Origin of the sequence: Fluviibacterium sp. S390 (assembly GCF_049800695.1) — a bacterium.
Taxonomy (GTDB): domain Bacteria; phylum Pseudomonadota; class Alphaproteobacteria; order Rhodobacterales; family Rhodobacteraceae; genus Meridianimarinicoccus.
In genome coordinates, this window is sequence record NZ_JBNAFN010000016.1 from 1 (window position 1) to 25,469 (window position 25,469).

20 protein-coding genes are annotated in these 25,469 nt (G+C 63.1%); 9 read left to right on the forward strand and 11 right to left on the reverse strand.

Annotated elements, in window-relative coordinates; genetic code table 11:
* Positions 1–39: 39 nt before the first annotated feature.
* Both ACP15K_RS13145 and ACP15K_RS13150 read right to left on the reverse strand, forming a co-directional pair.
* Positions 40–1,050 (reverse strand): IS30 family transposase, encoded by a 1,011-nt coding sequence (locus tag ACP15K_RS13145; RefSeq protein WP_424990000.1) that lies wholly within the window; start codon positions 1,048–1,050, stop codon positions 40–42.
* Between the two features lie 207 nt (positions 1,051–1,257).
* Positions 1,258–2,040, reverse strand: coding sequence for a DeoR/GlpR family DNA-binding transcription regulator (locus tag ACP15K_RS13150; protein ID WP_193141379.1), 783 nt, complete (start codon positions 2,038–2,040; stop codon positions 1,258–1,260).
* Between the two features lie 250 nt (positions 2,041–2,290).
* On the opposite strand from ACP15K_RS13150, the gene glpD reads away from it, so the two are divergent.
* From glpD to ACP15K_RS13195, 9 genes are all read left to right on the forward strand, one after another.
* Positions 2,291–3,895 (forward strand): glycerol-3-phosphate dehydrogenase, encoded by a 1,605-nt coding sequence (gene glpD / locus ACP15K_RS13155; protein ID WP_424990721.1) that lies wholly within the window; start codon positions 2,291–2,293, stop codon positions 3,893–3,895.
* 13 nt (positions 3,896–3,908) lie between these two features.
* Positions 3,909–4,997 (forward strand): ABC transporter ATP-binding protein, encoded by a 1,089-nt coding sequence (locus ACP15K_RS13160; protein ID WP_424990722.1) that lies wholly within the window; start codon positions 3,909–3,911, stop codon positions 4,995–4,997.
* A gap of 11 nt (positions 4,998–5,008) precedes the next feature.
* Positions 5,009–6,085 carry an ABC transporter ATP-binding protein gene (locus ACP15K_RS13165; protein ID WP_193141376.1) on the forward strand — a complete coding sequence of 359 codons (1,077 nt, stop codon included), beginning with the start codon at positions 5,009–5,011 and terminating at the stop codon, positions 6,083–6,085.
* 94 nt (positions 6,086–6,179) lie between these two features.
* Entirely contained in the window at positions 6,180–7,049 is an 870-nt protein-coding gene (locus ACP15K_RS13170; RefSeq protein ID WP_424990723.1) for a carbohydrate ABC transporter permease, read from the forward strand.
* 12 nt (positions 7,050–7,061) lie between these two features.
* Complete coding sequence (locus ACP15K_RS13175; RefSeq protein ID WP_394355459.1) at positions 7,062–7,904, forward strand: carbohydrate ABC transporter permease; 843 nt, start codon at positions 7,062–7,064, stop codon at positions 7,902–7,904.
* 22 nt (positions 7,905–7,926) lie between these two features.
* Positions 7,927–8,199, forward strand: a complete 273-nt coding sequence (locus ACP15K_RS13180) for a DUF2160 domain-containing protein (RefSeq protein WP_193141373.1) — start codon at positions 7,927–7,929, stop codon at positions 8,197–8,199.
* 82 nt (positions 8,200–8,281) lie between these two features.
* Complete coding sequence (locus ACP15K_RS13185) at positions 8,282–9,991, forward strand: ABC transporter substrate-binding protein (RefSeq protein WP_424990724.1); 1,710 nt, start codon at positions 8,282–8,284, stop codon at positions 9,989–9,991.
* A gap of 99 nt (positions 9,992–10,090) precedes the next feature.
* Positions 10,091–11,575, forward strand: coding sequence for a glycerol kinase GlpK (glpK, locus tag ACP15K_RS13190; RefSeq protein ID WP_193141371.1), 1,485 nt, complete (start codon positions 10,091–10,093; stop codon positions 11,573–11,575).
* A gap of 3 nt (positions 11,576–11,578) precedes the next feature.
* Positions 11,579–12,727, forward strand: a complete 1,149-nt coding sequence (locus ACP15K_RS13195; RefSeq protein ID WP_193141370.1) for an iron-containing alcohol dehydrogenase — start codon at positions 11,579–11,581, stop codon at positions 12,725–12,727.
* Positions 12,728–12,752: 25 nt separating this feature from the next.
* Here ACP15K_RS13195 and ACP15K_RS13200 read toward each other — a convergent pair whose 3' ends face one another.
* The 9 genes from ACP15K_RS13200 to ACP15K_RS13240 form a co-directional block, all read right to left on the reverse strand.
* Positions 12,753–14,399 carry a serine hydrolase gene (locus tag ACP15K_RS13200; protein WP_424990725.1) on the reverse strand — a complete coding sequence of 549 codons (1,647 nt, stop codon included), beginning with the start codon at positions 14,397–14,399 and terminating at the stop codon, positions 12,753–12,755.
* A 210-nt stretch (positions 14,400–14,609) separates the two neighbouring features.
* Positions 14,610–16,490 carry a DUF2264 domain-containing protein gene (locus tag ACP15K_RS13205; RefSeq protein WP_424990726.1) on the reverse strand — a complete coding sequence of 627 codons (1,881 nt, stop codon included), beginning with the start codon at positions 16,488–16,490 and terminating at the stop codon, positions 14,610–14,612.
* A 17-nt stretch (positions 16,491–16,507) separates the two neighbouring features.
* A complete protein-coding gene (locus tag ACP15K_RS13210) occupies positions 16,508–18,190 on the reverse strand; it encodes a dipeptide ABC transporter ATP-binding protein (protein WP_424990727.1) in 1,683 nt (560 codons plus the stop codon).
* A 10-nt stretch (positions 18,191–18,200) separates the two neighbouring features.
* Entirely contained in the window at positions 18,201–19,391 is a 1,191-nt protein-coding gene (locus tag ACP15K_RS13215; protein ID WP_193141366.1) for an ABC transporter permease, read from the reverse strand.
* Positions 19,391–20,389: an ABC transporter permease gene (locus ACP15K_RS13220; RefSeq protein WP_193141365.1), complete on the reverse strand. Its 999-nt coding sequence runs from the start codon at positions 20,387–20,389 to the stop codon at positions 19,391–19,393. Before ACP15K_RS13220 ends, ACP15K_RS13215 begins: the two co-directional genes overlap by 1 nt.
* A gap of 66 nt (positions 20,390–20,455) precedes the next feature.
* A complete protein-coding gene (locus ACP15K_RS13225; RefSeq protein WP_424990728.1) occupies positions 20,456–22,345 on the reverse strand; it encodes an ABC transporter substrate-binding protein in 1,890 nt (629 codons plus the stop codon).
* 29 nt (positions 22,346–22,374) lie between these two features.
* The gene (locus ACP15K_RS13230; RefSeq protein WP_424990729.1) at positions 22,375–23,160 is read right to left on the reverse strand and encodes a TIM barrel protein; all 786 of its coding nucleotides are present in this window, start codon (positions 23,158–23,160) and stop codon (positions 22,375–22,377) included.
* Positions 23,157–24,179 (reverse strand): hydroxyacid dehydrogenase, encoded by a 1,023-nt coding sequence (locus ACP15K_RS13235; RefSeq protein ID WP_193141362.1) that lies wholly within the window; start codon positions 24,177–24,179, stop codon positions 23,157–23,159. Before ACP15K_RS13235 ends, ACP15K_RS13230 begins: the two co-directional genes overlap by 4 nt.
* 134 nt (positions 24,180–24,313) lie before the next feature.
* Positions 24,314–25,342: a LacI family DNA-binding transcriptional regulator gene (locus ACP15K_RS13240; RefSeq protein ID WP_193141361.1), complete on the reverse strand. Its 1,029-nt coding sequence runs from the start codon at positions 25,340–25,342 to the stop codon at positions 24,314–24,316.
* Positions 25,343–25,469 lie beyond the last annotated feature (127 nt).

Consider the following 25,469-nt stretch of genomic DNA (forward strand, 5'->3'; position numbering starts at 1 on the left):
TGTGAGCTCACGGTGAAGTGCAGTTCCTGATATGTCGTTTTACTCCAGCCGGTTCTGTAACTCCATCAGCTCGCTTTGAAACACCTCAGCGGGCGTTCGGTAGCCGAGGCACTTGCGCGGCGTGGAATTGACGCGGTGGCAAATCGACCTCAAGTATCGATTTGTCAGCGCCGTCGGTTCGGTGGATCTGGGGAGATACTTCCGCAGCCTGTTGTTCGTGTTCTCGACTGTGCCTTTCTGGTACGGAGCTTGTGGGTCACAAAACCATGCATCTGCACCTATCCCGGCTTTCAGGTGCCGCCAGGCGGAGAACTCGGTGCCGCGATCAAAGGTGATCGACTGGCGTGCATCGGCGGGCAGGGGAGCTAGCCCCTGGATCAGCGCCTCCATGATCGGTTTGGATTGGCGATCCTCATTGCGCATGACAACGGCGAAACGACTGACGCGCTCGACCAGAGACGTCACGTTCACCTTTCCATGCTCCTTGCGGAACATCATCAGGTCGCACTCCCAATGGCCGAACTCGGCACGCTCAGAGATGCGCTCAGGCCTGTGGGACAGGCTTTGAACGTCGAAGATGTGGGTCCGGTTATGCTTGCGATAGCCACGCGGCCTGCGGCGGCGGCGATGTTCGGGAAGGTGCCGATAAAACTGCTCCTCGCGACCGTCCTTGGAATAGGCGAAGCGATAGATCGTCTCGTGGCTCACGCGGATCGGATGACGTTCCAATCGCATGCGACCGGCTATCTGCTCTGGCGACCAGCCAGCCTTCAGCCGATCCTCGATGGCGGCCTTGAGTTCAGGATGAGCGATCATCTTGCGATGGACAGCACGGCGCTGCTCGTATTTGTCTTGAGCGACGAGAGCGTGATAGCCGTTCAGCTCCGGTATTTCTTCGTCAGTATATCGGTTCCGCTTAATGTCCCGGTAGATCGTCGAGGGGTCGCGGCACAATCTATCCGCAATCTCTGAGACCGGCATTTTGGCTTCCAGCCACTTTGCGAGCTTGCGCCGTTCGTCCAGCTTCAGGTGACAATAGTGGGTTCCCATTCTTCATACTCCATGCAACTCTCTGTATTCGTACAAAATTTGCACTTCGTTTGTGAATCCACCGGCGTGTGCCGCAAGATACCCGTAAACAGAATTATGTAATATCTGGAGTGCAGTTGTTCACCTTGGCGCAAGTCCCGGGCGGTTCAGCGTGTGAAGTGGTTCGTGTGGGATGCCCCGGTCTCGTGGCCGCGCGAAGGCGCGGGATCATGAGCGGTCGGGATCATCCTGTTCGGCCACCACAACTTCCGTGCGCCAGTCCTTGCAGGAGGCCGCGAGATCTGCAGACAGGTGTCGGTCGGTGAAGAAGGCATCCACATCGGCGATCGAGGCGATCCGGGCGGGCGCGCTGCGCGAGAACTTGGTGTGGTCGGCCACCAGGTAGGTCTTGCGCGACTGGTGCAGGATGGCCTTGCTGACGCTGACCTCCTGAATGTCGAAATCCAGCAGATCCCCGTCCTGATCGAGGGCCGAGCAGCCGATCACCGCCAGGTCGAACTTGAACTGGTGGATGGTTTCGGCCGCCAGATTGCCCACCAACCCGCCATCGGCGCGGCGCAACTGGCCCCCCGTCACCAGGATTTCACAGGACGGGTTGGCGACCAGGATGTTGGCCACGTTCATGTTGTTGGTGATCACCATGAGGTTTTCATGATGCCGCAACTCTTGTGCCACCGCCTCGGTCGAGGTGCCGATGTTCAGAAACAGGGAAATGCCATTGGGAATCCGTGCCGCGCAGGCCCGCGCGATGGCCTGCTTGGCGGAGGGATTGAGCGAGCGGCGCTCTTCATACCCGATGTTGGTGGTGCCCGACATCAGAACGGCGCCGCCATGCACACGCTCCAGCCGCCCGGCTTCGGCCAGATCGGTCAGGTCGCGCCGGATCGTCTGAAGGGTGACACTAAAATGCGCCGCCAGACCTTCGACGGTCACCTTGCCCTCGCGGCGCGCGATTTCAAGGATCTCCGGATGGCGAAAGGTCTGCGACATGGATCTGGCGTGGTCCTGAAGAGTGTTCGGTTCTATTCTTGCGTACCCGTCATCAGGGCGTACTGCGCGCAGAAAAGCAACAAACGGCTGAAGGATTTTCGTTTCTGTGGTGTTTTGCGGAGTCTTTCCCCCGAGAAATCCGCGAAATCTTGGCTGAACCCTATAAAACGATCATAAACGAACATTCTTCTTGCTCGAAGCGTCACTGTTTGAGATAACCGCCTCGTAGACGCGTTAGGGGGAGATTCGCGTGGCTCAAGCGACCGAAGACCAGACGACGGACGTGTTCATCGTCGGCGGTGGCATCAACGGCTGTGGCATTGCCCGCGACGCCGCGGGGCGCGGTCTGACGGTGGCCCTGGCCGAAATGAACGATCTGGCCTCGGCCACGTCTTCCGCCTCGACCAAGCTGTTCCACGGCGGGCTGCGGTACCTGGAATACTTCGAATTCCGCCTTGTGCGTGAGGCCCTGATCGAGCGGGAGGTGCTGTTGCGCGCCATGCCGCACATCAGCTGGCCGATGCGGTTTGTGCTTCCTTATCATAAAGATATGCGCTTCGAATCCGACACGCCAACGTCGAAACTTCTGGGCATCTTCATGCCATGGATGAAGGGCCGTCGGCCCGCGTGGCTGATCCGGTTGGGGCTGTTCCTGTACGACAACCTTGGCGGGCGGAAGATCCTGCCGGGAACCTCGACCGTGGCACTGACCGGCACGCCCGAAGGTGCGCCGCTTCAGGACCGGTTCTCTACCGCCTATGAGTATTCCGACTGCTGGGTCGAGGACTCGCGTCTCGTGGTGCTGAACGCCCGCGATGCCGAGGCGCGCGGCGCCCGGATCATGACCCGCACGCAGGTTGTCAGCGCCGAAAAGGATGGCGCCTTGTGGCGGGTCAAAACGCGCAATAGCGAAACCGGCGCGGAGCACACCCATTTCGCCCGGATGCTGGTCAATGCCGGCGGTCCCTGGGTCGGGGACATCATCCAGACCAAGGTGCGGCTGAATTCGCGCGAAGGCGTACGGCTGGTGCGCGGCAGCCATATCGTGACCCGCAAGCTGTTCGACCACGGCAAGTGCTACTTCTTCCAGGGGACTGATGGTCGGATCATCTTCGCCATCCCCTATGAAACCGACTTCACCCTGATCGGCACCACCGATGCCGAACATCCCGCCCCCTCAGCCAAGCCGGAATGCACCCCTGAGGAACGGCGCTATCTGCTGAAATTCGCCAACCAGTACTTCAAGCAGGACCTGGACGAGTCCGACGTGGTCTGGACCTATTCCGGGGTTCGCCCGCTGTATGACGACGGCGCCAGCAGCGCCACGGCGGCGACGCGCGACTATACCCTGAAGGTGGACACCAGCAGCGGCGTGCCGATGTTGAACATCTTTGGCGGCAAGATCACCACCTATCGCCGGTTGGCCGAACACGCGCTGGAAAAGATCGCGCATCATCTGGACAGCAAGGGCAAGCCGTGGACCGCCGGTGTACCCCTGCCGGGCGGTGACTTTCCGGTGGACGGGTTTGACGCGCTGGTCGAGGGCCTGCGCCGGGACTATCCGTTCCTGGATGCGTTCTGGGCCCGCCGCCTTGCGCGCGCCTACGGCACACAAGCGCGTGACATTCTGGGCAATGCAACCCAAGCTGGCGATCTGGGGCGCAATTTCGGCGCGACCCTGACCGAAACCGAGGTCACCTGGCTGATGGTGCACGAATTTGCCTTAACCGCCGAAGATGTGGTCTGGCGCCGCAACAAGCTGGGCCTGCGCCTGACGCGCGACGAGATCACCGCATTGAACACCTGGATGGCAGAGCGCCGCCACACCACGACCCAAACATCGGCCGTGGGATAAGGAGGAGGACCTGATGACGCTGGAACTGAAAGGCGTATCCAAGATCAAGGACGGACAAACCCATGTCCATCCCACGGATCTGACGCTGGAAAACGGCACGATGAACGTGCTTCTCGGGCCGACGCTGTCGGGAAAGACATCTTTGATGCGCCTGATGGCCGGGCTGGATGCGCCCGCGGCGGGTCAGATCCTGTGGAACGGAGAGGACGTCACCGGGCAACGCGTGCAGGATCGCAAGGTGGCCATGGTCTATCAGCAGTTCATCAACTACCCGTCGATGAGCGTCTACGACAACATCGCGTCGCCGATGAAGCTGCTGGGGATCGACAAGGCCGAGGTGGATCGCCGGGTGCGTGAAACCGCCGAGCTGATGCAACTGACGCCGATGCTGGACCGCAAGCCGCTGGAACTGTCCGGCGGGCAGCAGCAGCGCTGCGCATTGGCCCGCGCGCTGGTCAAGAACGCCGGCCTGGTGCTGCTGGACGAACCGCTGGCCAACCTGGACTACAAGCTGCGCGAGGAATTGCGCGTCGAGATTCCGAAGATATTCGAGGCCTCCGGCGCGATCTTCGTCTACGCGACCACCGAACCCGAAGAGGCGCTGCTGCTGGGCGGCAATACCGTCGCCCTTTGGGAAGGTCGCGTGACCCAGTTCGGTCCGACACCCGATGTCTATCGCCAGCCGGTGGATGCCACCACCGCGCGGGTGTTCAGCGATCCGCCCATGAACTTCCTGCAGATCTCGAAAACCGGCGACCGCATCATGTTCGGCGACGGCCAAAGCACGCCTGCCGCGGGCAAGCTGGGCGATCTGGCGGATGGCCGCTATACCGCAGGGTTCCGGCCCAACCATCTGGAAATCGGCCAGCATGTCGGCGACGCCATGGAATTCAAGACCACGCTGAACGTCACCGAGCTGACCGGGTCCGAGACCTTCATTCATCTCGATCATCACGGCGACCGCTGGGTCGGGCTGGTGCACGGCATTCACGACCTGCCGATCGGCGAGGCCCTGTCGGTCTGGCTGGATCCGCGTCACGTCTACATCTTCGGTGAAGATGGCAAGCTGGTTGCGCCCGCCGCCTATGCGCTGGCGGCCTGAGGGAGAAACAGATGGCCAAGATCACACTCGACAACCTCGCCCATTCCTACCTGCCGAACCCGACCAGCGAGGATGACTACGCGCTGAAAGAGCTGAACCACGACTGGGATGACGGCGCCGCCTATGCCCTGCTGGGATCGTCCGGGTGCGGCAAGTCCACGTTGCTGAACATCATTTCGGGGCTGTTGCATCCCTCGCAGGGGCGCATCCTGTTCGACGGCAAGGATGTGACCGCTGCGCCCACGGCGGAACGCAACATCGCGCAGGTTTTCCAGTTCCCGGTGGTCTATGACACCATGACGGTGCGCGACAACCTGGCCTTCCCGTTGCGCAACCGGGGCCGCGACGAGGCCTATGTGGCCGAGCGCGTGCAGGAAATCGCCCGCATGATCGGCATGGAGGACATGCTGAGCAAGAAGGCGCGTGGCCTGACGGCGGATGCCAAACAGAAGATCAGCCTGGGCCGTGGCATGGTGCGCAAGGACGTCAACGCGCTGCTGTTCGACGAACCGCTGACCGTCATCGACCCGCACATGAAGTGGGAATTGCGCACCCAGTTGAAGAAGCTGCACCACGATTTCGGTCACACGATGATCTATGTGACTCACGACCAGACCGAGGCACTGACCTTCGCCGACAAGGTGGTGGTCATGTACGACGGCCGCGTCGTGCAGATCGGCACACCGGATGAATTGTTCGAGCGCCCCGAGCACACCTTCGTGGGCTATTTCATCGGTTCGCCGGGGATGAATGTGATCCCGGTGCGGATCGACGGCAACAAGGCCTATCTGAACGGTGCCCATATGGATCTGGCGCAGGGTTACAAGCCGTTGTCGGGCAAGGTCGAGATCGGCGTGCGCCCGGAATTCGCGCGGCTGTCGCAGACCGAGGGCCTGCCGGTCAAGGTGCGCCGGGTCGAGGACGTGGGCCGCCACAAGATCATCCGGGCCGAGTTCTTTGGCACCGACATCAACATCATCGCCGGCGAGGACGATCACGTCAGCGCCGACATGAACCGCGTCAGCTTCGATGCGGCGCATGTGAACGTCTACGCCAACGACTGGCGCGTACAGGGAGAGGCCGGATGACACCGCCGCGCGACCAACCGGGTCGCGGCATCGGCCGGGCATCCGCTGTGACAGCGCGCCATGCGGCGCAATCGTCCGAGGAGGGGGCGAGCTAATGGAAAAGACAGTCAACCAAAAGGCATGGTTTCTGGTACTGCCGGTGCTGCTGCTGGTGGCCTTCTCGGCGGTGATCCCGCTGATGACCGTGGTCAACTATTCCGTGCAGGACACCTTCGGCAACAACCAGTTCTTCTGGGCCGGCCTGGAATGGTTCAAGGAAATGCTGGACTCCGAACGAATGTGGGATGCCTTGGGGCGTCAGCTGATGTTCTCGGGGATCATTCTGGCAATCGAGGTGCCGCTGGGCATCTTCGTGGCGCTCAACATGCCGAAATCTGGGTTCTGGGCCAGCTTCTGCCTGGTGGTGATGTCCCTGCCCCTGCTGATCCCGTGGAACGTGGTGGGCACCATCTGGCAGATCTTCGGACGTGTCGACATCGGCCTGCTGGGCTATGCGCTGGACAGCCTCGGTATCAACTACAACTACACGCAGGACACCGTTGCCGCCTGGATCACCGTGGTGGTCATGGACGTGTGGCACTGGACCTCGCTGGTGGCGCTGCTGGCCTATGCCGGGCTGAAGTCGATCCCGGATGCCTATTATCAGGCCGCCAAGATCGACCAGGCCTCGCGCTGGAAGGTGTTCCGCTACCTCGAGCTGCCCAAGATCACCGGCGTGCTGATGATCGCGATCCTGCTGCGCTTCATGGACAGTTTCATGATCTACACCGAACCTTTCGTCGTCACCGGCGGTGGACCGGGCAACGCCACGACCCTGCTGTCGATCGACCTTGTGAAGATGGCGCTGGGACAATTCGACCTTGGACCTGCGGCGGCGTTCTCGCTGATGTATTTCCTTGTAATCCTTCTGGTCAGCTGGGTGTTCTACACCGTGATGACCACCCTTGAAAAGCGAGAGAGCTGAGACATGGCCGACATGACCGTCAACCAATCCAGCCCGCGCCGCCTGTCGCTGCCGAAGGTCAACAGCCGCGCCGTGGTAATGGGTCTTTACCTGCTGTTCCTGATGCTGCCGATCTACTGGCTGCTGAACATGAGCCTGAAGACCAACACCGAGATCCTGAACGAGTTCACCCTGATTCCGCGCAACCTGACCTTTGCCAATTACGCCACGATCCTGACCGATCCGGCGTGGTACATGGGCTATGTGAACTCGCTGATCTATGTGGTGATGAACACCGCCATCAGCCTGGCGGTGGCCCTGCCCGCGGCCTATGCGTTCAGCCGCTATTCCTTCATGGGCGACAAGCATCTGTTCTTCTGGCTGCTGACCAACCGGATGGCGCCGCCGGCGGTCTTCGCCCTGCCCTTCTTCCAACTCTACAGTTCGGTCGGCCTGTTCGACACGCATATCGCGGTGGCGCTGGCGCATTGCCTGTTCAACGTGCCGCTGGCGGTCTGGATCCTGGAAGGCTTCATGCGCGGTGTCCCGAAAGAGATCGACGAGACCGCCTATATCGACGGCTACAGCTTCGGGCGCTTCTTCGTGAAGATCTTCATGCCGCTGATCGCCAGCGGAATCGGGGTCGCGGCCTTCTTTTGCTTCATGTTCTCATGGGTGGAACTGCTGCTCAGCCGCACGCTGACCACCGTGGATGCCAAACCCATCGCCGCGATCATGACCCGAACGCAGGGCGCCGCCGGTATCGACTGGGGCGTGCTGGCCGCCGCCGGTGTGCTGACCATCGTTCCCGGCGCGCTGGTGATCTACTTTGTCCGCAACTACATCGCCAAGGGCTTTGCCCTGGGCCGCGTGTAAGACAGAAAAGGGAGGATTCACAATGGCATGGATGGCATGGACCTGGCCGACCGCGATCTTCTTCATGGTGATTGCATCGTTGCTGGTGACCTTTACGGTGCTTGCAATCAAGTTCCCGGAATCGCCCCGGACGGGCATTCTGCGGATCGAAACCACGCGGGGCGACCGGCTCTTCATCACTCTTCTGGGTTCGGCCTTCATCAATCTGGCCTGGCTCGGGATCGTCGGGGCGCATCAACCATACGCCCTGATCGTCTGCCTGATCTACGCCGCCGCGGTGTTCCGCTGGGTGTAGGGACAGGCCCCGTGGCCGGGGAAGGAGGAGACCCGGTCGCGCATAAGACATCCTCAACTATGGTTCAAACGGGAGGACTCACATGAACCTCAACCTCAAATCCACCACGGCAGCCTTGCTGGTGCTGGCGGGTCCGGCATTCGCCGACATGAACGCGGCGACCGCGTTTCTGGATGCGGAAATCGGCGATCAGTCGACGCTGTCGCGCGCCGAGCAGGAAGCCGAGATGCAGTTCTTCGTGGATGCGGCCAAGCCCTATGAAGGGATGGAAATCAAGGTCGTTTCCGAAACCATCGACACCCACAGCTATGAAAGCCAGGTTCTGGCCCCGGCCTTCACAGCCATCACCGGCATCAAGGTCACTCATGACCTGATCGGCGAGGGCGATGTGGTCGAAAAGCTGCAAACCCAGATGCAGTCGGGCGAGAACATCTATGATGCCTACGTCAACGACTCTGACCTGATTGGCACCCATTGGCGCTATCAGCAGGTGCGCAACCTGACAGACTGGATGGCGGGCGAAGGCGCGGATGTAACCAACCCTGGACTGGACCTGGATGATTTCATCGGCACCCAGTTCACCACCGCACCGGATGGCAAGCTGTACCAACTGCCTGACCAGCAGTTCGCCAACCTGTACTGGTTCCGCTATGACTGGTTCAACGACGAGAAGAACAAGGCCGATTTCAAGGAAGCCTTCGGCTATGATCTGGGCGTTCCGGTCAACTGGTCGGCCTATGAGGATATTGCCGAATTCTTCACTGGCCGCGACCTGTCGCACATGGGTATCGAAGGCGACGTCTATGGCAACATGGACTATGGCAAGAAAGATCCCTCGCTGGGCTGGCGCTATACCGACGCGTGGATGTCGATGGCCGGTATGGGCGACGTGGGCGAGCCGAACGGCCTGCCCGTGGACGAATGGGGTGTTCGCGTGAACGAGAACTCGCAGCCCACCGGGTCCTGCGTGGCGCGCGGCGGGGCAACCAATGCGCCGGCGGCGGTCTATGCGGTGACCAAAGCCATTGAATGGTTGCAGAAGTACTCGCCGCCCGCATCCATGGGGATGACCTTCTCCGAGGCGGGTCCGATCCCCGCGCAGGGCCAGATTGCCCAGCAGATGTTCATGTACACCACCTTCGTGCCGCCGCTGGTGGCCTCCGAGACGGTCATGAACGAAGACGGCACGCCGAAGTGGCGCCTGGCCCCTTCGCCGCATGGGGTCTATTGGAAGGATGGCCAGAAGGTCGGCTATCAGGACGTGGGTTCCTGGACGCTGATGAAATCGACCCCGGTCGATCGGGCGCAGGCGGCCTGGCTTTATGCCCAGTTCGTGACCTCGAAGACCGTGGACGTGAAGAAATCCCACGTCGGTCTGACTTTCATCCGCGAATCCACCGTGCAGCATGACAGCTTCACCGAACGTGCGGACAAGCTGGGCGGTCTGGTCGAGTTCTACCGCTCGCCCGCCCGCGTGGCCTGGTCGCCGACCGGCACCAACATCCCGGACTATCCGAAGCTGGCACAACTGTGGTGGCAGAACATCGGCGACGCCATGTCGGGGGCCAAGACCCCGCAGGAAGCGCTGGATGCGCTGTGCGCCGACCAGGAACGCGTGCTGGAGCGGCTTGAACGCGCCGGCATCCAGGGCGATATCGGTCCGAAGCTGAACGAAGAGCGTGACGCGGAATACTGGTTCTCCCAGCCCGGCGCGCCTTACGCCAAGCTGGAAAACGAGGACGAAGAGCCCCAGACCGTCAGCTATGACGAGCTGATCAAGTCCTGGCAGTAACCTCCCCCCGGTCGGGGCTCCTCGGGGCCCCGACCATCTGCATGCAAGATCCAGAGGCGCCGCCTGAGCGCCCCGAATTCGCTTTGAGGAGAGGCGGTCATGTCCCACATTCTGGCCATCGATCAGGGCACCACATCGACCCGCGCGATCCTGTTCGATACGTCGCTGACGGCGGTTGCATCGGCGCAGGAAGAATTTGCCCAGCACTACCCGGCCTCGGGCTGGGTCGAACATGACGCGAACGATCTGTGGTCGACCACCGTGGACACCTGCCGCGCGGCCATCAAGACGGCCGGGATCGGCGCCGAGGGCATCGCCGCCATCGGCATCACCAACCAGCGCGAAACCACGCTGGTCTGGGATCGCAAGACCGGCAAACCCATTCACAACGCCATCGTCTGGCAAGACCGCCGCACTGCCGCCCAGTGCAAGACGCTGAAGGACGACGGGTTCGAAGCGGCGGTGACCACCCGCACCGGTCTGCTGCTGGATCCCTATTTCTCGGGCACCAAGCTGGCCTGGCTGCTGGACAACGTCGAAGGCGCCCGCGCCCGCGCCGAGGCCGGAGAGCTGATCTTCGGCACCGTCGACAGCTGGCTGGTCTGGAACCTGACCGGCGGCAAGGTGCATGTCACCGATGCCACCAATGCCGCCCGCACCATGCTGTACGACATTCGCAAGGGCCGCTGGTCGCAAACGATCTGCGACCGGCTGAACATCCCCATGTCGATGCTGCCCGAGGTGCGTGATTGCGCCGCCGATTTCGGCGAAACCCGCGCCGACCTGTTTGGCCGTCCGATCCCGATCTGCGGCATTGCCGGCGATCAGCAGGCCGCCACCGTCGGGCAGGCCTGTTTCAAACCCGGCATGCTGAAATCCACTTATGGCACCGGCTGTTTCGCGCTGCTGAACACCGGCGATACGCCGGTGACCTCGCAAAACCGGCTGCTGACGACCATCGCCTACCAGTTGGACGGCAAACCGACCTATGCGCTGGAAGGCTCGATTTTCATCGCGGGCGCGGTGGTGCAATGGCTGCGCGACGGGCTGAAGATCATCAACGACGCGCGCGAGACCCAGCCGCTGGCGCAAAGCGCCGATCCGGGACAGGACGTCATCCTGGTGCCCGCCTTCACGGGATTGGGCGCGCCCTATTGGCGGCCCGACTGCCGCGGTGCGATCTTCGGTCTGACGCGGAATTCGGGGCCCGCCGAATTCGCCCGCGCCGCACTGGAAAGCGTCGGCTACCAGACCCGCGACCTGTTGGAGGCGATGCATGCCGACATGGGCGGTGCCGGGGATGCCATCCTGCGTGTCGATGGCGGCATGAGCGCCTCGGACTGGACGATGCAGTTTCTGGCCGACATCCTGGGCGCCCGCGTCGACCGGCCGAAAGTGCTGGAAACCACCGCCATGGGCGCGGCCTGGCTGGCCGGGCAACGCGCGGGCATCTATCCTACACAGGCCGAATTCGCGGCTCAATGGGCGTTGGAGCGCAGTTTCGAACCGGCCATGCCCGATGATACCCGCGAGGCCAAATACGCCGCCTGGCGTCGCGCCGTCGATGCAACGACGCGGGCCTGAAACATGGCGGATTTCGCGCTGACCGCCCCGGACCGCACAATCTTTGGCCGCGGATGCCGGGACCAGACGGTTGCCGAAGTGGGCGCGCTGGGGGCCCGCGTGCTTGTGGTGCGCGGTCGATCCGTGGCCTGGGTGAGCGAGTTGGAAACCGCCCTCGCCACCGCCGGGATCGCGGTCGAAAGCTTGCTGTCACAGGGTGAGCCGAGCCTGCCCGAAGTTCGGCAGGGGGTCGAGACGGCGCGCAACTTCGGGGCCGATTGCATCCTGGCCGTTGGCGGCGGCGCGGTCATCGACCTGGGCAAGGCCATATCGGGCCTGTGTCCCAGTGACGGGGATCCGGCCGACTTCCTGGAACTTGGCAATGCCAGGCCGCGCCACCTGTCCGATCCATTGCCCTTCGTCGCGCTGCCCACCACCGCCGGCACCGGGGCGGAGGCCACGCGCAACGCGGTCATCGGCGTGCCGGACCGGCAGATGAAGATCAGCCTGCGCGATCCGCGCCTGTTACCGGATCTGGCCATCGTCGACCCGGCCCTGACCGATGGTGCGCCCTCGGCGCTGACCATGGCCACCGGACTGGATGCGATTACCCAGTTGATCGAAAGCTACCTGTGCATCCGCGCCAATCCGGTGACCGATGCCCTGTGCAGCGCCACCATTCCCGACGCGATGCGGGCCCTGTGCCGACTGGCCAAGGCGGAAGATCCCGCCGCGCGGGACACCATGGCGCGGGCCAGTCATCTCAGCGGTCTTGCGCTGGCCAACTCGGGGCTGGGCGTGGTGCATGGTCTGGCCTCGGTCATCGGTGGCCGGGGCGGGGCGCATGGTGCCATCTGCGGGCGCTTGCTGGCCGCAGCCCTGACCGTGAACGCGCAAAAAGCGCGGCAGCTGGACATGTCGATGCAGCGGTTCGAGGCGGTTGAACGCTGGCTTGCAGAGGCGCTTGGCGCGAACCCCGGTCAAGGCATCGTGGCGTTGCAAGCCTTCGTGACTGCGCAACGGGTGCCGACCCTGGCGCAGCTTCACGTGCCCGAGGCGGATTTCTATGCGGTTGCCGAACAGGCGCTGACCGCCTCCTCCACCAAGGGCAACCCGGTGCCGCTTTCGGCGCAGGACATCACCGACATTCTGGCCCAGGCGGCACGGGGCTGAGATCTCCGGCGGGCGGCCTGCGACCCTAGTCTTGCCGCAGAAACGCGCCCAGCCCGTCGCCGTCCAGATGCTCGACCCACATGTTTGCAGCCGCGCCCGTTGCATCGATCTGGAACGTCACCTGCGAGATTGATCCCGTCGGCTGGTTCTCGGTATCGGGGGTGACCACGAAGCTGTCACCATCCCAGTGCTGCAAGGCCAGCGTCTGCTTGTCCGGGCCAAGCGCCAGTTCCAGCCCGTCTGGCCCGGCCGACACTTCGGCAGGTCCGAAATAGGCGCTGTGGTAGGTGCCCAGATAGGCCGGGTCAGGCTGGGCGGGGGCCGGGTCGGTCGGGGGGGTCGCCCCAACAAGCTGCCCCACCGGTGCGGACAGCGGCGCCATCAGGCGGCTGTAGCCTGCCAGCCAGTCGCGGGTTTCAAGGCCAAGCTCCACCCGGTCCAGAAAGGCCGCCGCAAGGGCCTCGGGCGCTCCCGTCGGCGGGGCGTTGGTCAGAACGACAATGCCCAGCCCCAGATCGGGCAGCATCGAGATGCTGGTCGACGCTCCCAGGGCGAAAGCGCCGGAATGGCTCAGCTCGACCCGGCCCGACGGCCGGACACCGACGTTGAACCCGTAGCCATAGGCGCCGCTGCGGGCCGAAACCTGCATCGGCAGGCCTGAGATCATTTGCGGTGACAACGCCGGGCGCAAGGCCTCGGGCGCGATCACCGGGGTGCCGTCCAATGTGCCATTGCCCAGCACCATCGCCATCCAACGGGCCATGTCGTGCACGCTGGAACTGACCCCGCCCGCCGGGCTTTGCGCGTCAGGCTGGCGGCGGTCCGCGATCACATAAGTGTCGCCGTTCGGAACATGGCTGGACGCGCGATTGTCGCGCGCCATGAAATCGACGTGGCGCGAACTGGTCGCGGTCATGCCCAGCGGCTGATAGATCGTCTGTTCGGACAGGCTGGCCCAATCCGTTCCCGCCGCGCTGGCCACGGCCTCGGCAGCGGCGGTGAGGCCGAAATTGGTATAGGCATAGTCCAGGCGGAAACGCCCCTTGGGCAGAAGGGCAAGGCGGTCCAGCACCGCGCGGCGGTCAAAGCCCAGATCCTCCAGATCGTCGCCCGCATGATCCGGCAGACCGGAACGGTGCGCATAGAGATCGCCGATGGTGACATGTTCGCTGATCCACGGATCGCCCAGATCGAACCACGGCAGATAGCTGCGCACCGGATCGTCCCATGACACCCGGCCCGCCGCAACTTGGGTGGCCACCACCGTGGCACCGACAGGTTTCGACACTGACGCCAGCAGGAACACGGTGTCCGCATCAACCAGCGCCGGATCGCCCACCGCCCGCAGGCCGAAACCGCGCGCATAGACGGTTTGCCCACCGTGGACCACCGCGACGGCCAGACCGGGCACGCCAGAGCGATCAAGGATCGACTGGCCAAGCTCATCCAGCGCGGAAATCGCCGCGTCGATCCGCGTTTCAGGCACGGGCAGAAGCATGGTCAACGGCGGGGCGGGCATCGGGTCTGGCAGGGCGATCCGGGGCAGGTCTGCATCGGCCTGAGCGGTGCCGGGAAGCGACAGAAACAGCGCGGCGCACAGACAGGCGGACAGGGTGCCAAGGCGCAGGCGCGTCTTACGTGCAAAGTCTGGAATGGTCCGGGCAGACGACATGACATCTCTCTCCGCTATGCCAGACCGATGGGCAGAATGCGCCCGAGCCTCGCGTGGGTTTGCAATGTCCTCAAGGTCTCTGGAAAACGGATCAATTTCAAGTTGTATGGCCGTATGTGGGGGCCGCGCGGCCCACCGTGCATTCCGGCCTGCGCTGGGGCGCATGTGGTACGCCCTGCCCCGGCCGATGTCAGGAACACCGGGCAGGGTTCATGGCAGGTCCCAGACCCGGATGATCTCTCCGCCCGTGCGCATCTGGTCCAGATCGGCGCTTGTGGGAAGGCTGTCGGCATCGGGCAAGGCTGGCACCGCACCCACCGTGCGGCCGGCATAGACCCAGGCCCCGAGCGACCAGGTGCCGGGGGCCAGATCGCAGGTCAGTTGCGGCACCCAGGTGCGCGGGGCGATCAGGTTGGTATTGGCGTCCGGCGCAATGACCCGACCCGCCCGTGCAACGGGGGTGTCGATCGGTGCCGCCACATCGACGATGGTGGTCGTATCTGTGGCATTGGTCATTCGGGCATAGGCACCGGGGCCTTCGGCGCGAACGTCCGGTTGCAGGTCCGGTCCGGGGATTGCATCGCTTTTGCGTATCGCAAAACCGCCCTCGACCGTCTGTACCCGGCGCTTGGTGCGAATGCTGTGCAGGCGCAGATGCCAGGGCGCATGGGCCAGCAGCCAGGTTTCGACCTCCACCTCGGGCATGGGCGACCATGCCGAGTAAAGCCAGCCGTTCCCGATCCGCGCCATGGTTTCCCCGCTGCGCGGCGCTGAATATTCGCCGGTTTCGGAAAATGTCAGCATGTTGTCGGAAGGCGCATTGGCAAAGCCGCGCGCTTCGAAGTCCACGCTGAAGCCATAGCGGGTGGAATAGGCGAACTTGTTGTACTTCTCGGCCGAGCGGCCAAGGGCCGGCGGGTGCTGGCCGCCGCACAGAACCGTCACATCGCCCAGATGTTCGAATTTGACCATCCCCGGTTCCGGCAGGGTGACAACCTGATCACGCGCCAAGGGGGCGGCTTCTTCGGCGGCCCAGAACGGATGGGTTTCCGGCAGTGCCAGCGGCGCGAAGGCCTTCATCGCCCAATAGGGCGAGCCGGGCGAATTGTAGCGTTCGGCCATGTGCAACTGCGGATAGCCGTACCCGATGGTCATCACCCCGCGCGTGTCGGTGAACGGCTTGTCCGACCACCAGCGCAGATTGCGCGCCCAGTACCCGCGGATCTCGCCCCAGGGCAGAGCCTCTTCCCCGGCCATCGCCAGCGTGCCCCAGAATCCGGCATGGGCGAAGCGGTAGGTCAGCGATCGGCCATAGGGCAGCGCCGCGCCATCGGCGGCGAACCAATGGGCAACCTGCGGCGCGAAAGTGCGGGCGCGGTCGCGGAATCGGTCACGGCGCGCGGCGTCGGCTTCGGGGCCGTATTGCGCGTAGATCAGGCCGTAGAAATGCATGGCAAAGGGAATGTAGTGATCCGCCTGCCGTTTGCCGCCGTCACGGTACCAGCCGTTGCCCATGTCCCAGCTTTCCAGCCGGTCGAGATCGGCCTCGATGATCGACAGGTCATGCGCGACCCCGACGCGGGTCAGGCCCAACGAGACCAGCACGTGAAAGAAGTGCCAGTTGTTGGCCGCTGGCCTGTGTTGCAGAGAATTCAACAGCCAGTCGCCGAGGCAATCGCGCCCACGCTGCGTCATGCCATCCCAGAATACCTCGGGCGCCAGCGCCAGCGCATAGCCGATGGCAGCACTTTCCACCATGCGTTGATCGAAGTCGGTCACCGGCCCCCAGTATTCCGGATGCTCGGGGTCCGCGCCGTTTTGCAGGCCTTCGACGAACATCTCGATGCCGTCAAAGGTTCCGCCCCCGGCCAGCAGCGGCGCCAACCCCCAGAACGGGCGCACCAGCCCCTCCAGATGGGCGGCGGCATCGTGGAAATGGGCCGAGGTATCGCCCAGTTTCACCCGCGCACGACCGGGCGAAAACCCGACCTTCAATGGTGCGATCAGATCCACCACCGCCCGCTGCGCATCGGCGCGGGTCGCAAAGGGATTCCCGGTGATCGGGGTTTCGGTCAGAAGCACGTTGGACATGGGATTGAGGCCTTTCATCAGGCCACCAGATGCCGTTTGCGCGGATCAGGGATCGGCACGGCGGAAATCAGGCGCTGTGTATAGGGGTCTTGCGGGGCGTCGCAGATCTGGACGGCGGTGCCGGTTTCGACCACCCGGCCCTTGTGCATCACGGCAACCCGGTCACAGAAATAGCGCACGACGCCGATGTCATGGGCGATGAACAGGATCGACAGATCCAGTTCGCTGCGCAGATCCAGCAGCAGATCAAGGATCTGCGCCCGGATCGATCCGTCCAGCGCGCTTGTCGCCTCGTCGGCGATGATGACGCGCGGGTCCAGCGCGATAGCCCGGGCAATGCCGATCCGCTGCCGCTGACCGCCGGAAAAGGCGTGCGGATAGCGCTCCATCGCGCTGGCGGGAAGGCCGACGCGCTCCAGCAGTTCGCCCACCCGGTCACGCAGGGCGGCGCCCTTCAGCAGACCGTTGACCAGCAGCGGCTCGCCGATGATCTGTTGCACGGTCATGCGCGGGTTGAGCGAGCCATAGGGATCCTGGAAGATCATCCGCATCTCGCGGTAGACCTGCCCGTCGCGGAACGTGGCGGGATCGGTCAGATCCTTGGCCACGCCGTCGCGCGTATGATAGATCGCCTCGCCGAACTGCGGCTGGAAGCGGCCCATCAGCACCCGCGCCAGCGTTGTCTTGCCCGACCCGGATTCGCCGACGATGCCAAGGATTTCCCCGCGCCGCAGTTCGACCGACACCTCGTCCAGGGCCTGCACGCCGCTGCCGGGCTTCTTGAGCAGTTTTTTCTTCGACGGAAATGCCAGCGACAGATTGTGGGTTTCGATCAGGATCTCGTCAGAGGAGGCCGCGCCGCGACCGTGCGCGGCTTCGTCCAATCCCATCGAGGCCTTCAGCAGCTTCTTGGTGTAGGCGTGCACGGGGGCATGAAACACCTGATCCACCGCGCCGGTTTCCACCACCGAGCCGTGCAGCATGACCACGACCTGATCGGCAATCTCGGCCACCACACCCATATCGTGTGTGATGAACATCACCGCCATGCCGTGGCTTTCCTGCAAGCCTTTCAGCAGCTTCAGGATCTCGGCCTGGGTCGTCACGTCCAGTGCCGTGGTCGGCTCGTCGGCGATCAGGATGTCCGGTTCACAGCCAAGCGCCATGGCGATCATCGCCCGCTGCCGCATGCCGCCGGAATACTCGAACGGATAGCGGTCGATGGCGTCTTCGGGGTTCTTGATCTGCACGGCCCGCAGCGCCTCGATCGCGCGATCTCGGGCGGTGGCGGTGTCCACGTCCTGATGCAGCATGATCCCCTCGATGATCTGCTCGCCGATGGTGTGCACCGGGCTGAGCGAGGACATCGGCTCCTGGAAGATCATGGCGATCCGGGCACCGCGCACGGCGCGGATCTCGGCCCCGTCCGGGTTCAGGCCCGACAGTTCGATCCGCTGGCCGGCCTCGACATCCACAAGGTTGATCGCGCCCGCTTTGATGACGGCGGGTTCGACGATGTTCAATACCGCCCGTGCCGTCACCGATTTGCCCGATCCGGATTCACCCACGAAACAGGTGGTCTGGCCCAGATTCAGGTCGAAGCTGACGTTCGAGATGGCCGTGGTTTCACCCTTTCGGCCGGGGAAGGCGACGCTGAGGCCGCGCACTTCCAGAACCGTCTTGCCGGTCTGTGCAGTCATGGCTGTGTCCTCACTTGGCATAGGGATCTGCGGCGTCGCGAAGCCCGTCGCCGATGAAGTTCATCGCCAGCACGGCGATCACGATGGCCGCGCCCGGCAGCAGCAGCCAGGGGGCGGTGGCCAGCGTCCGGATGTTTTGCGCCTCTTGCAGCAGCACGCCCCAGGAAATCACCGGTGCTTGCAACCCCAGCCCAAGGAAGGACAGCGCCGTTTCCGCAAGGATCATGGCGGGCACCGCCAAGGATGCTGCGGTGATGATGTGGCTGGTGAAGGCCGGCACCATGTGGCGGACAATGACCCGCAGGTGCGAGCAGCCGTCATAGCGGGCCGCGGCCACATAGTCTTCGCCGTTCAGCGCCAGGAACCGGCCCCGCACCACTCGCGCCAGTTCGGTCCAGCCAAGGAACGACAGGATCAGGGTGATAGCGAAATAGGTCTGCAGCGGTGACCAGTCCGACGGCATCGCGGCGGCCAGCCCCATCCACAGCGGGATGGTGGGCAAAGAGCGCAGGAATTCGATGGCGCGCTGTGTCACCGCGTCGAACCAGCCGCCGAAATACCCGGCCGCCCCGCCGATGATGACGCCCAGAACAAGGCTCATGATCACCCCGACCAGGCCGACCGACAGCGAGATTTGGGTGCCATAGACCAGCCGCGAGAACATGTCCCGGCCCAGGCGGTCGGCACCGAACAGGTAGAAGGGATCGCGCGACCGCTCGGGTCCAATCAGGTGGATGTCGGTGGGGATCAGGCCGAACAGCTTGTACTCCCAGCTGCGCTTGAAGAACGTCAGGTAAATCTTCTTGTCTTCGTCGATGACGAAGGTGCGGCGCAGGGCCTCGGGTTCGATCTCGACGGTGTAGCCATAGACATGGGGGCGGAAGGCCCAGCCCTCGTCTGTCTTGTCGATGAAATGCAGCGCCTGCGGCGGCGCATAGGTGTAACGCGCCTTGACGTTGCCGGGATCGTTAGGGGCCACGAAGCCCGCGAAGATCGCGACGAACACAAAAAGGGACAGGATCCAGAGGCTGACGACCGCCAGCCGATGCTTGGAAAAACGACGGCGGATCAGCTGCCATTGGCTTTCGGTGCCGTGGGTAAGGTCGATGCGGGGATCGATTTCGCCCACGGCAAGCTCGGGGGTGTCCCGGACCTGGCCGATGCGGGCGTCAGGAGAGTTTGCGGGGGTTGTGAGGGTCATCAGGTGGCTCCCACCATGCCAAGCCGGATGCGCGGATCGATCCAGGCCAGCAGAAGATCGGATATCAGGGTGCCGACCAGTGTCAGCAGCCCCATGAACATGATGAGCGCCCCGGCAAGGTACATGTCCTGGCTGAGCAGGGCGCGCAGAAGGATGGGCGACAGGGTCGGCAGGTTCAGCACGATGGCGGTCACGAAGGACGACGAGATCACCGTGGGCAGCACCCAGCCGATGGTCGACACCAGCGGGTTCATCGCCACGCGCACCGGATAGCGCCAGATCAGGCGGCGCTTGGTCAGGCCCTTGGCGCGGGCGGTCAGAACATAGGGTTTGTTCAGCTCATCCAGCAGGTTGGCGCGCAGCACCCGGACCAACTGTGCGGCCCCGGCAGTGGAAATTACAAGGATCGGTGCCCAGACGTGGCTGGCGAAATCAAGGAACCGGTCCACCGACCAGCGGGCGTTCATGTATTCGGCCGAGAACAGGCCGGTGATGGTCACGCCGAACCAGTTGTAGCAGACGTACATCAAGACCAGCGCGAACAGGAAGTTGGGGATCGCCAGTCCAAGGAAGCCGAGGATCGTGGCGATGTAGTCGCCCACCGAATACTGGTTCACGGCGGAATAGATGCCGATCGGGATCGACACGGCCCACATGACGATGACGGCGGTCAGTTCCACCGCCAGCGAGATGCCGATCCGCTGCGAGAAGATCTCGGACACCGGGCGCTGCATTTCGAAGCTGTAGCCGAAATCGCCGCGCAGGATGTCAGACAGCCAGGCCGCGTATTGAACCAGGACCGGGGAATCCAGCTTGTAGCGGTCGCGCAGCGCAATGATCGTTTCCTGATCGACGCTTTCGCCGGCTGCCGAAAGGCTCGCGATGTAGGAGGTGACGAAGTCTCCCGGTGGCAATTGGATCACGACGAAGACGACCACGGACAATGCCAGAAGCGTCAGGATCATGGTCACCAGTCTGCGGGCCAGATAATTCAACATGCTCTTTCCCCCGAGTATTGCATGTGGGTAGTCCGGGCACCGCCAGCGGCCGCGCCCGGAAGAGACTTACTTCTTGTAGTAGAGCTGCGATGTTTCCATCGGGCCGGGCTGCGGGTAGACCCAGGTATAGACCTGACGCTCCGGCACGTTGCCCAGCTTGTTGTTGGCCACGATGTAGCCATCCGCCGGAAGGACCGTGCCCATCACGTAGAACTGGTCAGCCGCGATATCGAGGATCTCGCCGAAGATCCTCTTCTGCTCTTCATTGTCCGGCGAAGCGATCAGCTCGATGTAAAGATCCATCTGTTTCTGAACATCAGCCGGCGGGGCCTCGGCAAGGGTGCTGCCGTTCTTCATGAAGTACTGCGCCCATTTCTCGGCATAGGCGGACTCCAGGTTGAAGGGGAAGTAGAACCGCGGGTCGAGCAGCGCGTCGCTCATGCCGCCGTCGCCCCACCAGATGTGCATGTCGTGGCTGTTGTTCTGGATCCGTTCATAGACCAGGCTGCGTTCGGCGTTGCGGGCATCCAGATCGATGCCGATCTCTTTCCACTGTTCGACAACAAGCTGCGCGATGTCGTTGAACTCGGTCTGGTCCGAGGGCGAAAAAAGCTGGATGCGGATCGGTTCGCCGTCAAAGCCCAGGCGGATGCCGTCGCCGTTGCGCTCGGTCAGGCCAAGCCCGTCGAGCAGGTCGTTGGCGGTGTCCGGATCATACTCGGTGAACTGCTTGGCCAGGGTTTCGTTGTAGAACTGCGACGAGGGGCGCGGCGCGGCCTGGTATGGCTCGCCTTGACCTGCAAAGACCACGTCGATGATCTCTTCGCGATCCATCGCCATCGACAGCGCCGCGCGGAAGTCCTTTTCGTTGTAGAGCTTGCGCTTTTCCGGGTCTTCATGGGTCAGGTTGAGCTGGAAGATCGCGTGGTTCATCCGGGCGTCGGTTGTGGGCTTGAGCGTATAGCCGCCCTGTTCCTGACCATCGTAGATCACCGGCTTGTTGGTGACGGTGGCGAAATGCCGGTTCGAGAAATCGATCTCGCCGTTGACGACCTTCAGAACGATGTCCTCGACGTTCTCGGTCTGCACCATCTGCACCTTGTCGATATAGGGCAGCTGCTGGCCGTCGGTGTCGACCTTGAAGAAATAGGGGTTGCGTTCCCATTCGATCAGCTGGTTCAGCCCGTCATAGGGCGTGACCTGCCGCCAGGCGAACAGCAGCGGGCGGTCTTCGTCAACGAAGTTGAAAAAGCAGCTTTGCTCCATCGCTTGCGACCAGCTTTCAAATCCCGCGGCCTTGGCGATGTCGTTCGCATCGGCGGTCACATCCGGGAAATACTTGCCGCAATAATGCTTGGCGGCATTGACGATGAACTGCCCTTCGACCGAGGCCAGACGTTCCAGAAGCAGGCCGTTGGGGTCCGATAGGGTGATCTTGAAGGTTTGCGGATCGATGACTTCGCCGGTGATCTTGTCCCATTCGAAGCCATTTGCCTTGCGGCCGCCGTAGGCCGGGCTTTTCATCACGTTCAGGGCAAACAGAAGATCTTCGGCGGTGAAGGGTTCTCCGTCCGACCATTTGTGGCCTTCGCGCAGGTGGAAGGTGAATTCGGTGGCGTCCTCGTTGACCTCGAAGTTCTCGGCCACGTTCGGGACGACCTTGGTCCATTCGAAATCATAGGCCACCAGCGGCTGATAGCCTATGGTGCGGCGGATCCAGCCGGTGTCATAGGTGCCCTTCAAGGCCGACCGCCAGACACCGCCGTAGGTGCCCACCGAGTCCAGCGGGGTGACAACATAGGGGTTGGCCGGCAGACGCGCGGCCACTGGGGCCAGATCGCCGGCATCGACGGCGGCCTTCAGATCGGGCGCCTGGGTGTAGTCCTGCGCCAGCGCCGGACCGGCCAGGGCCAGCAAGGCTGCCAGCGATACGGCCATTGGGTTGCGTTTGAACATTATGGTTTCCTCCCTTGATTGGTTCGCGGTCAGTCCGTGGACAGACCGCACAGCGTTTTCAGGTTGTGCATGTCGTCGCGGTACTGGCCGATCTCGTCGTCGCGGACGAATTCAAGAAAGGCCGTGCGCGGATGCGGCCAGCGCGGCGCGGGTGTCCAGGCATCGAACAGGACGCGCCAGTCCGGCAGGCCTTCGGCCAGCGGACGCCGCTTCTGTCCACCATCGGTCATGATCCAGTGGAACACGTGCAGATCGCCCAGATGCGGCGAGAGCATGTCGAGTTCTTCCAGCCAGCGCGCCAGACCGCGCCCCGGCACCGGCTGCCAGTAGCTGTAAAGATTATCCTCGGCGGCGGCGTTCAGCAGCGCCAGGGCATCCTCGGCCTCTTCGGTCAGGGTGCGGCGGTGGTATTCGACGCTGACGGTGATGTTGTCCTGGGCCGCGCTGCGGGCGAAAAGCGCAAGATCGGCGGCGGCGGTGTCGAAGGCCTGTGCTCCGGCGTCGGCACGCTTTGCGTCACCGGCCCACACCCGAATATTTCTGGCGCAAAGGGCGCGGGCGGACGCCAGCACTTTGGCAAACTCCGCGCGGGCACCCGGCATCCCGGCCCGGACATAAGACCCATAAGAGGCCGGCAGGATGCCCTTGGTGTCACACAGCGTTTGCACCTGCGCGGCAAGGTCCGGATCCCCCGGCGGGACATGCTTGTCGCCGCCCCATTCGATGACCTGAACGCCGGTGGTGGCGGCCAGATCGATCAGCGCCGGGACGTCGAGCGCCCGAAATGTGACAGAGCACAGGCCGGGGCGGATCATGCCACGCGCTCCCAATCCGAGATCGCGACTTCGTTTTGCATGGGCTGGCCGTTTGAGAAGCGCTCGATATCGTCCAGCACCTGTTCGGTCATGTCGCAGACCTCGCAGCCGAAAGAGCCCGCAATATGGGGTGTGATCGTGACATTCCGCATGTCCCACAGGGGAGAGTCGTCGTTCAGCGGTTCGGGTTCGGTCACGTCCAGTACGGCGAACAGGCGACCGTCGGCCATGGCCGTCTCAAGCGCGGCGGTATCGATGATCTTGCCGCGCGCCGTGTTGATCAGAAGCGCGCCATCCCGCATCAGTGCAAATTCGCGGGCGCCGAAACTGCCTTCGGTCGTGGGCAGCAGCGGCTGGTGCAGGCTGACCACGTCGCTGCGCATCAGCAGATCGGTCATCGAGACCTTTTCGGCCCCCATGGCGGCAGCGGCTTCGGCGCTGACAAACGGATCGTGCAGCAGGACCGACACGCGGTGACGGCGCAGTTCCGCAGTCACACGACGGCCGATGCGCGAGGCTCCGACGATGCCGACCGTACGGCCGGAATTGCCCACCGGACCGGCAAGCTGGATGTCCCGCGTGGCGATATGCGACCGCTCTGCCTGATAGACCCTGCGCCATTCGGAAACGCGCTTCAGGTGCAGCAGGATGTGGGCAAGGGTGAATTCGGCAACGGGGCGGGCGTTGGCGTCGGCGGCGCTGAGCACCACCAGTCCCGTGCCGGCCACCTGTTGCGTCAGTACCCCTTTCACCGTTCCCGCCAGATGGGCGATCATCTTCAGGTTCGGCATCCTGCGGCGCAGGTCGGCATCGACAGTCTGGGAACGCCAGCCGGTCACCAGGATTTCCACCTGCGGCAGCAGCCCGGCAACCGCGTTGCAGCGCAGATCGGCCACAGGTTCGGGGTGCAAAAGGTTGGTCAGGGACGCAAGCCGGTCGGTGTTGCGGGTACGGCAACTGGCCGGGAAATGGATGTCGAACTGCGGCCTTGCCAGTTGGATCAGAGAGGAAAGGCGCATTCAGGTCTCCTTGCAGCGTCAGTGCGACTGCAAAGAACCTTGCACAACTTGCGTCTTGTCGCAAGTTTTTCCGTCATTATGCAAATTACTTGCGTAACTTGTGGACTGGCGTATATAGCATTGGTTTAGATTGATTAATTCACATCCAGAACGGTGTCCCGCTGCTTCAGGATAACTTGCGTGAGGGTTTGTTGCGCCGGACGGTCCGGTTCAAGGCTGCGCAAGGCCAACAGACGAATCGCTTCCGTGCCAAGAAACTCCCAGTCCACGGCAAGGGTGCTGAGCAGCGGTGACGACAGTTCGGCCACGGGCAGCCCGTTGAATCCCAGCAGCGAGACATCGCGCGGCACATCAATCCCGCGCAGGCGCAGCGCCTGCAGGGCGGTCAGCGCCACATTGTCGGCCGAACAGAACACCGCGGAAAAGGGAAACTGCCCGTCTTTCAGCAGTTCCCTAAGCGCGGTGCCTGCGTCGATTTCGGTGACGTTTCCCAGTTCGACATAGTCGTATTCAATGCCGCCAACACCTGCATTTTCGATCCCGTTACGAAACCCCTCGGTGCGGGCGCGCAGGGTTCCGCGACGCTTTGTGCCAAAATGAAGAATGCGCCGATGACCCATGCCCACAAGGTGCCGCGCGGCCAACCGACCGCCGTAGAAATTGTTGGGGGCGACCTGATCGTGGATCATGTCTGGATCCAGACCATTGACGAACACCGTCGCAAGCCCCTTGTTTTTAAGCTTCTTTGACAGGCTTGCGGATGGATCCACCCCGGCGAAAAGAATGCCCGTATCCGCCCGATCGAGGAATTGATCGGGGATTTCGCCGTCTTCACTTTGCAGCGCCAGTTCAACCGGCAGCCCGATCCGTTGTGCGGCCTTCTGGATGCCGGTCATCACGAAATGATAGATCGATCCGGATCCGCTGTTGATGTCCACCTGGTTGAGAAACAGCAAGGCGCGCTTCAGGCCGTGGCCTTGCGCCGGTGGCTGCGTATGGTGCACGTGCGGCAGCGGGGTGCCAAGGTCCGCTGCGGCCTGCAGAACCTTCTTCGTTGTAGTCGGGCTGATCCCCGGTGCCCCCGACAGCACCCGCGACACGGTGGATATCGAAACCCCCACGACGCGCGCGATGTCTTCCTGCCTGACCTTGTGTTGTCTCAAGATGCCTCTCCCGCCGATGGTGACGAAGCGGGCAAAAACGCAATTGCCCTCCCCCCTTTTCGACCGGGGGGGAGGGCAACGCAAGTTTTTTGCACATTCTTGCGCGATTTTGAGGGAGCGCCGTGGC

Excerpts from the sequence above, each read along its gene's own strand:
- ACP15K_RS13145 (WP_424990000.1), bottom strand. The coding sequence starts at position 1,050 with ATGGGAACCCACTATTGTCACCTGAAGCTGGACGAACGGCGCAAGCTC.
- ACP15K_RS13150 (WP_193141379.1), bottom strand. The coding sequence starts at position 2,040 with ATGTCGCAGACCTTTCGCCATCCGGAGATCCTTGAAATCGCGCGCCGC.
- ACP15K_RS13160 (WP_424990722.1), top strand. The coding sequence starts at position 3,909 with ATGACGCTGGAACTGAAAGGCGTATCCAAGATCAAGGACGGACAAACC.
- ACP15K_RS13165 (WP_193141376.1), top strand. The coding sequence starts at position 5,009 with ATGGCCAAGATCACACTCGACAACCTCGCCCATTCCTACCTGCCGAAC.
- ACP15K_RS13170 (WP_424990723.1), top strand. The coding sequence starts at position 6,180 with ATGGAAAAGACAGTCAACCAAAAGGCATGGTTTCTGGTACTGCCGGTG.
- ACP15K_RS13175 (WP_394355459.1), top strand. The coding sequence starts at position 7,062 with ATGACCGTCAACCAATCCAGCCCGCGCCGCCTGTCGCTGCCGAAGGTC.
- ACP15K_RS13180 (WP_193141373.1), top strand. The coding sequence starts at position 7,927 with ATGGCATGGATGGCATGGACCTGGCCGACCGCGATCTTCTTCATGGTG.
- ACP15K_RS13185 (WP_424990724.1), top strand. The coding sequence starts at position 8,282 with ATGAACCTCAACCTCAAATCCACCACGGCAGCCTTGCTGGTGCTGGCG.
- glpK (WP_193141371.1), top strand. The coding sequence starts at position 10,091 with ATGTCCCACATTCTGGCCATCGATCAGGGCACCACATCGACCCGCGCG.
- ACP15K_RS13195 (WP_193141370.1), top strand. The coding sequence starts at position 11,579 with ATGGCGGATTTCGCGCTGACCGCCCCGGACCGCACAATCTTTGGCCGC.
- ACP15K_RS13200 (WP_424990725.1), bottom strand. The coding sequence starts at position 14,399 with ATGTCGTCTGCCCGGACCATTCCAGACTTTGCACGTAAGACGCGCCTG.
- ACP15K_RS13205 (WP_424990726.1), bottom strand. The coding sequence starts at position 16,490 with ATGTCCAACGTGCTTCTGACCGAAACCCCGATCACCGGGAATCCCTTT.
- ACP15K_RS13210 (WP_424990727.1), bottom strand. The coding sequence starts at position 18,190 with ATGACTGCACAGACCGGCAAGACGGTTCTGGAAGTGCGCGGCCTCAGC.
- ACP15K_RS13215 (WP_193141366.1), bottom strand. The coding sequence starts at position 19,391 with ATGACCCTCACAACCCCCGCAAACTCTCCTGACGCCCGCATCGGCCAG.
- ACP15K_RS13220 (WP_193141365.1), bottom strand. The coding sequence starts at position 20,389 with ATGTTGAATTATCTGGCCCGCAGACTGGTGACCATGATCCTGACGCTT.
- ACP15K_RS13225 (WP_424990728.1), bottom strand. The coding sequence starts at position 22,345 with ATGTTCAAACGCAACCCAATGGCCGTATCGCTGGCAGCCTTGCTGGCC.
- ACP15K_RS13230 (WP_424990729.1), bottom strand. The coding sequence starts at position 23,160 with ATGATCCGCCCCGGCCTGTGCTCTGTCACATTTCGGGCGCTCGACGTC.
- ACP15K_RS13235 (WP_193141362.1), bottom strand. The coding sequence starts at position 24,179 with ATGCGCCTTTCCTCTCTGATCCAACTGGCAAGGCCGCAGTTCGACATC.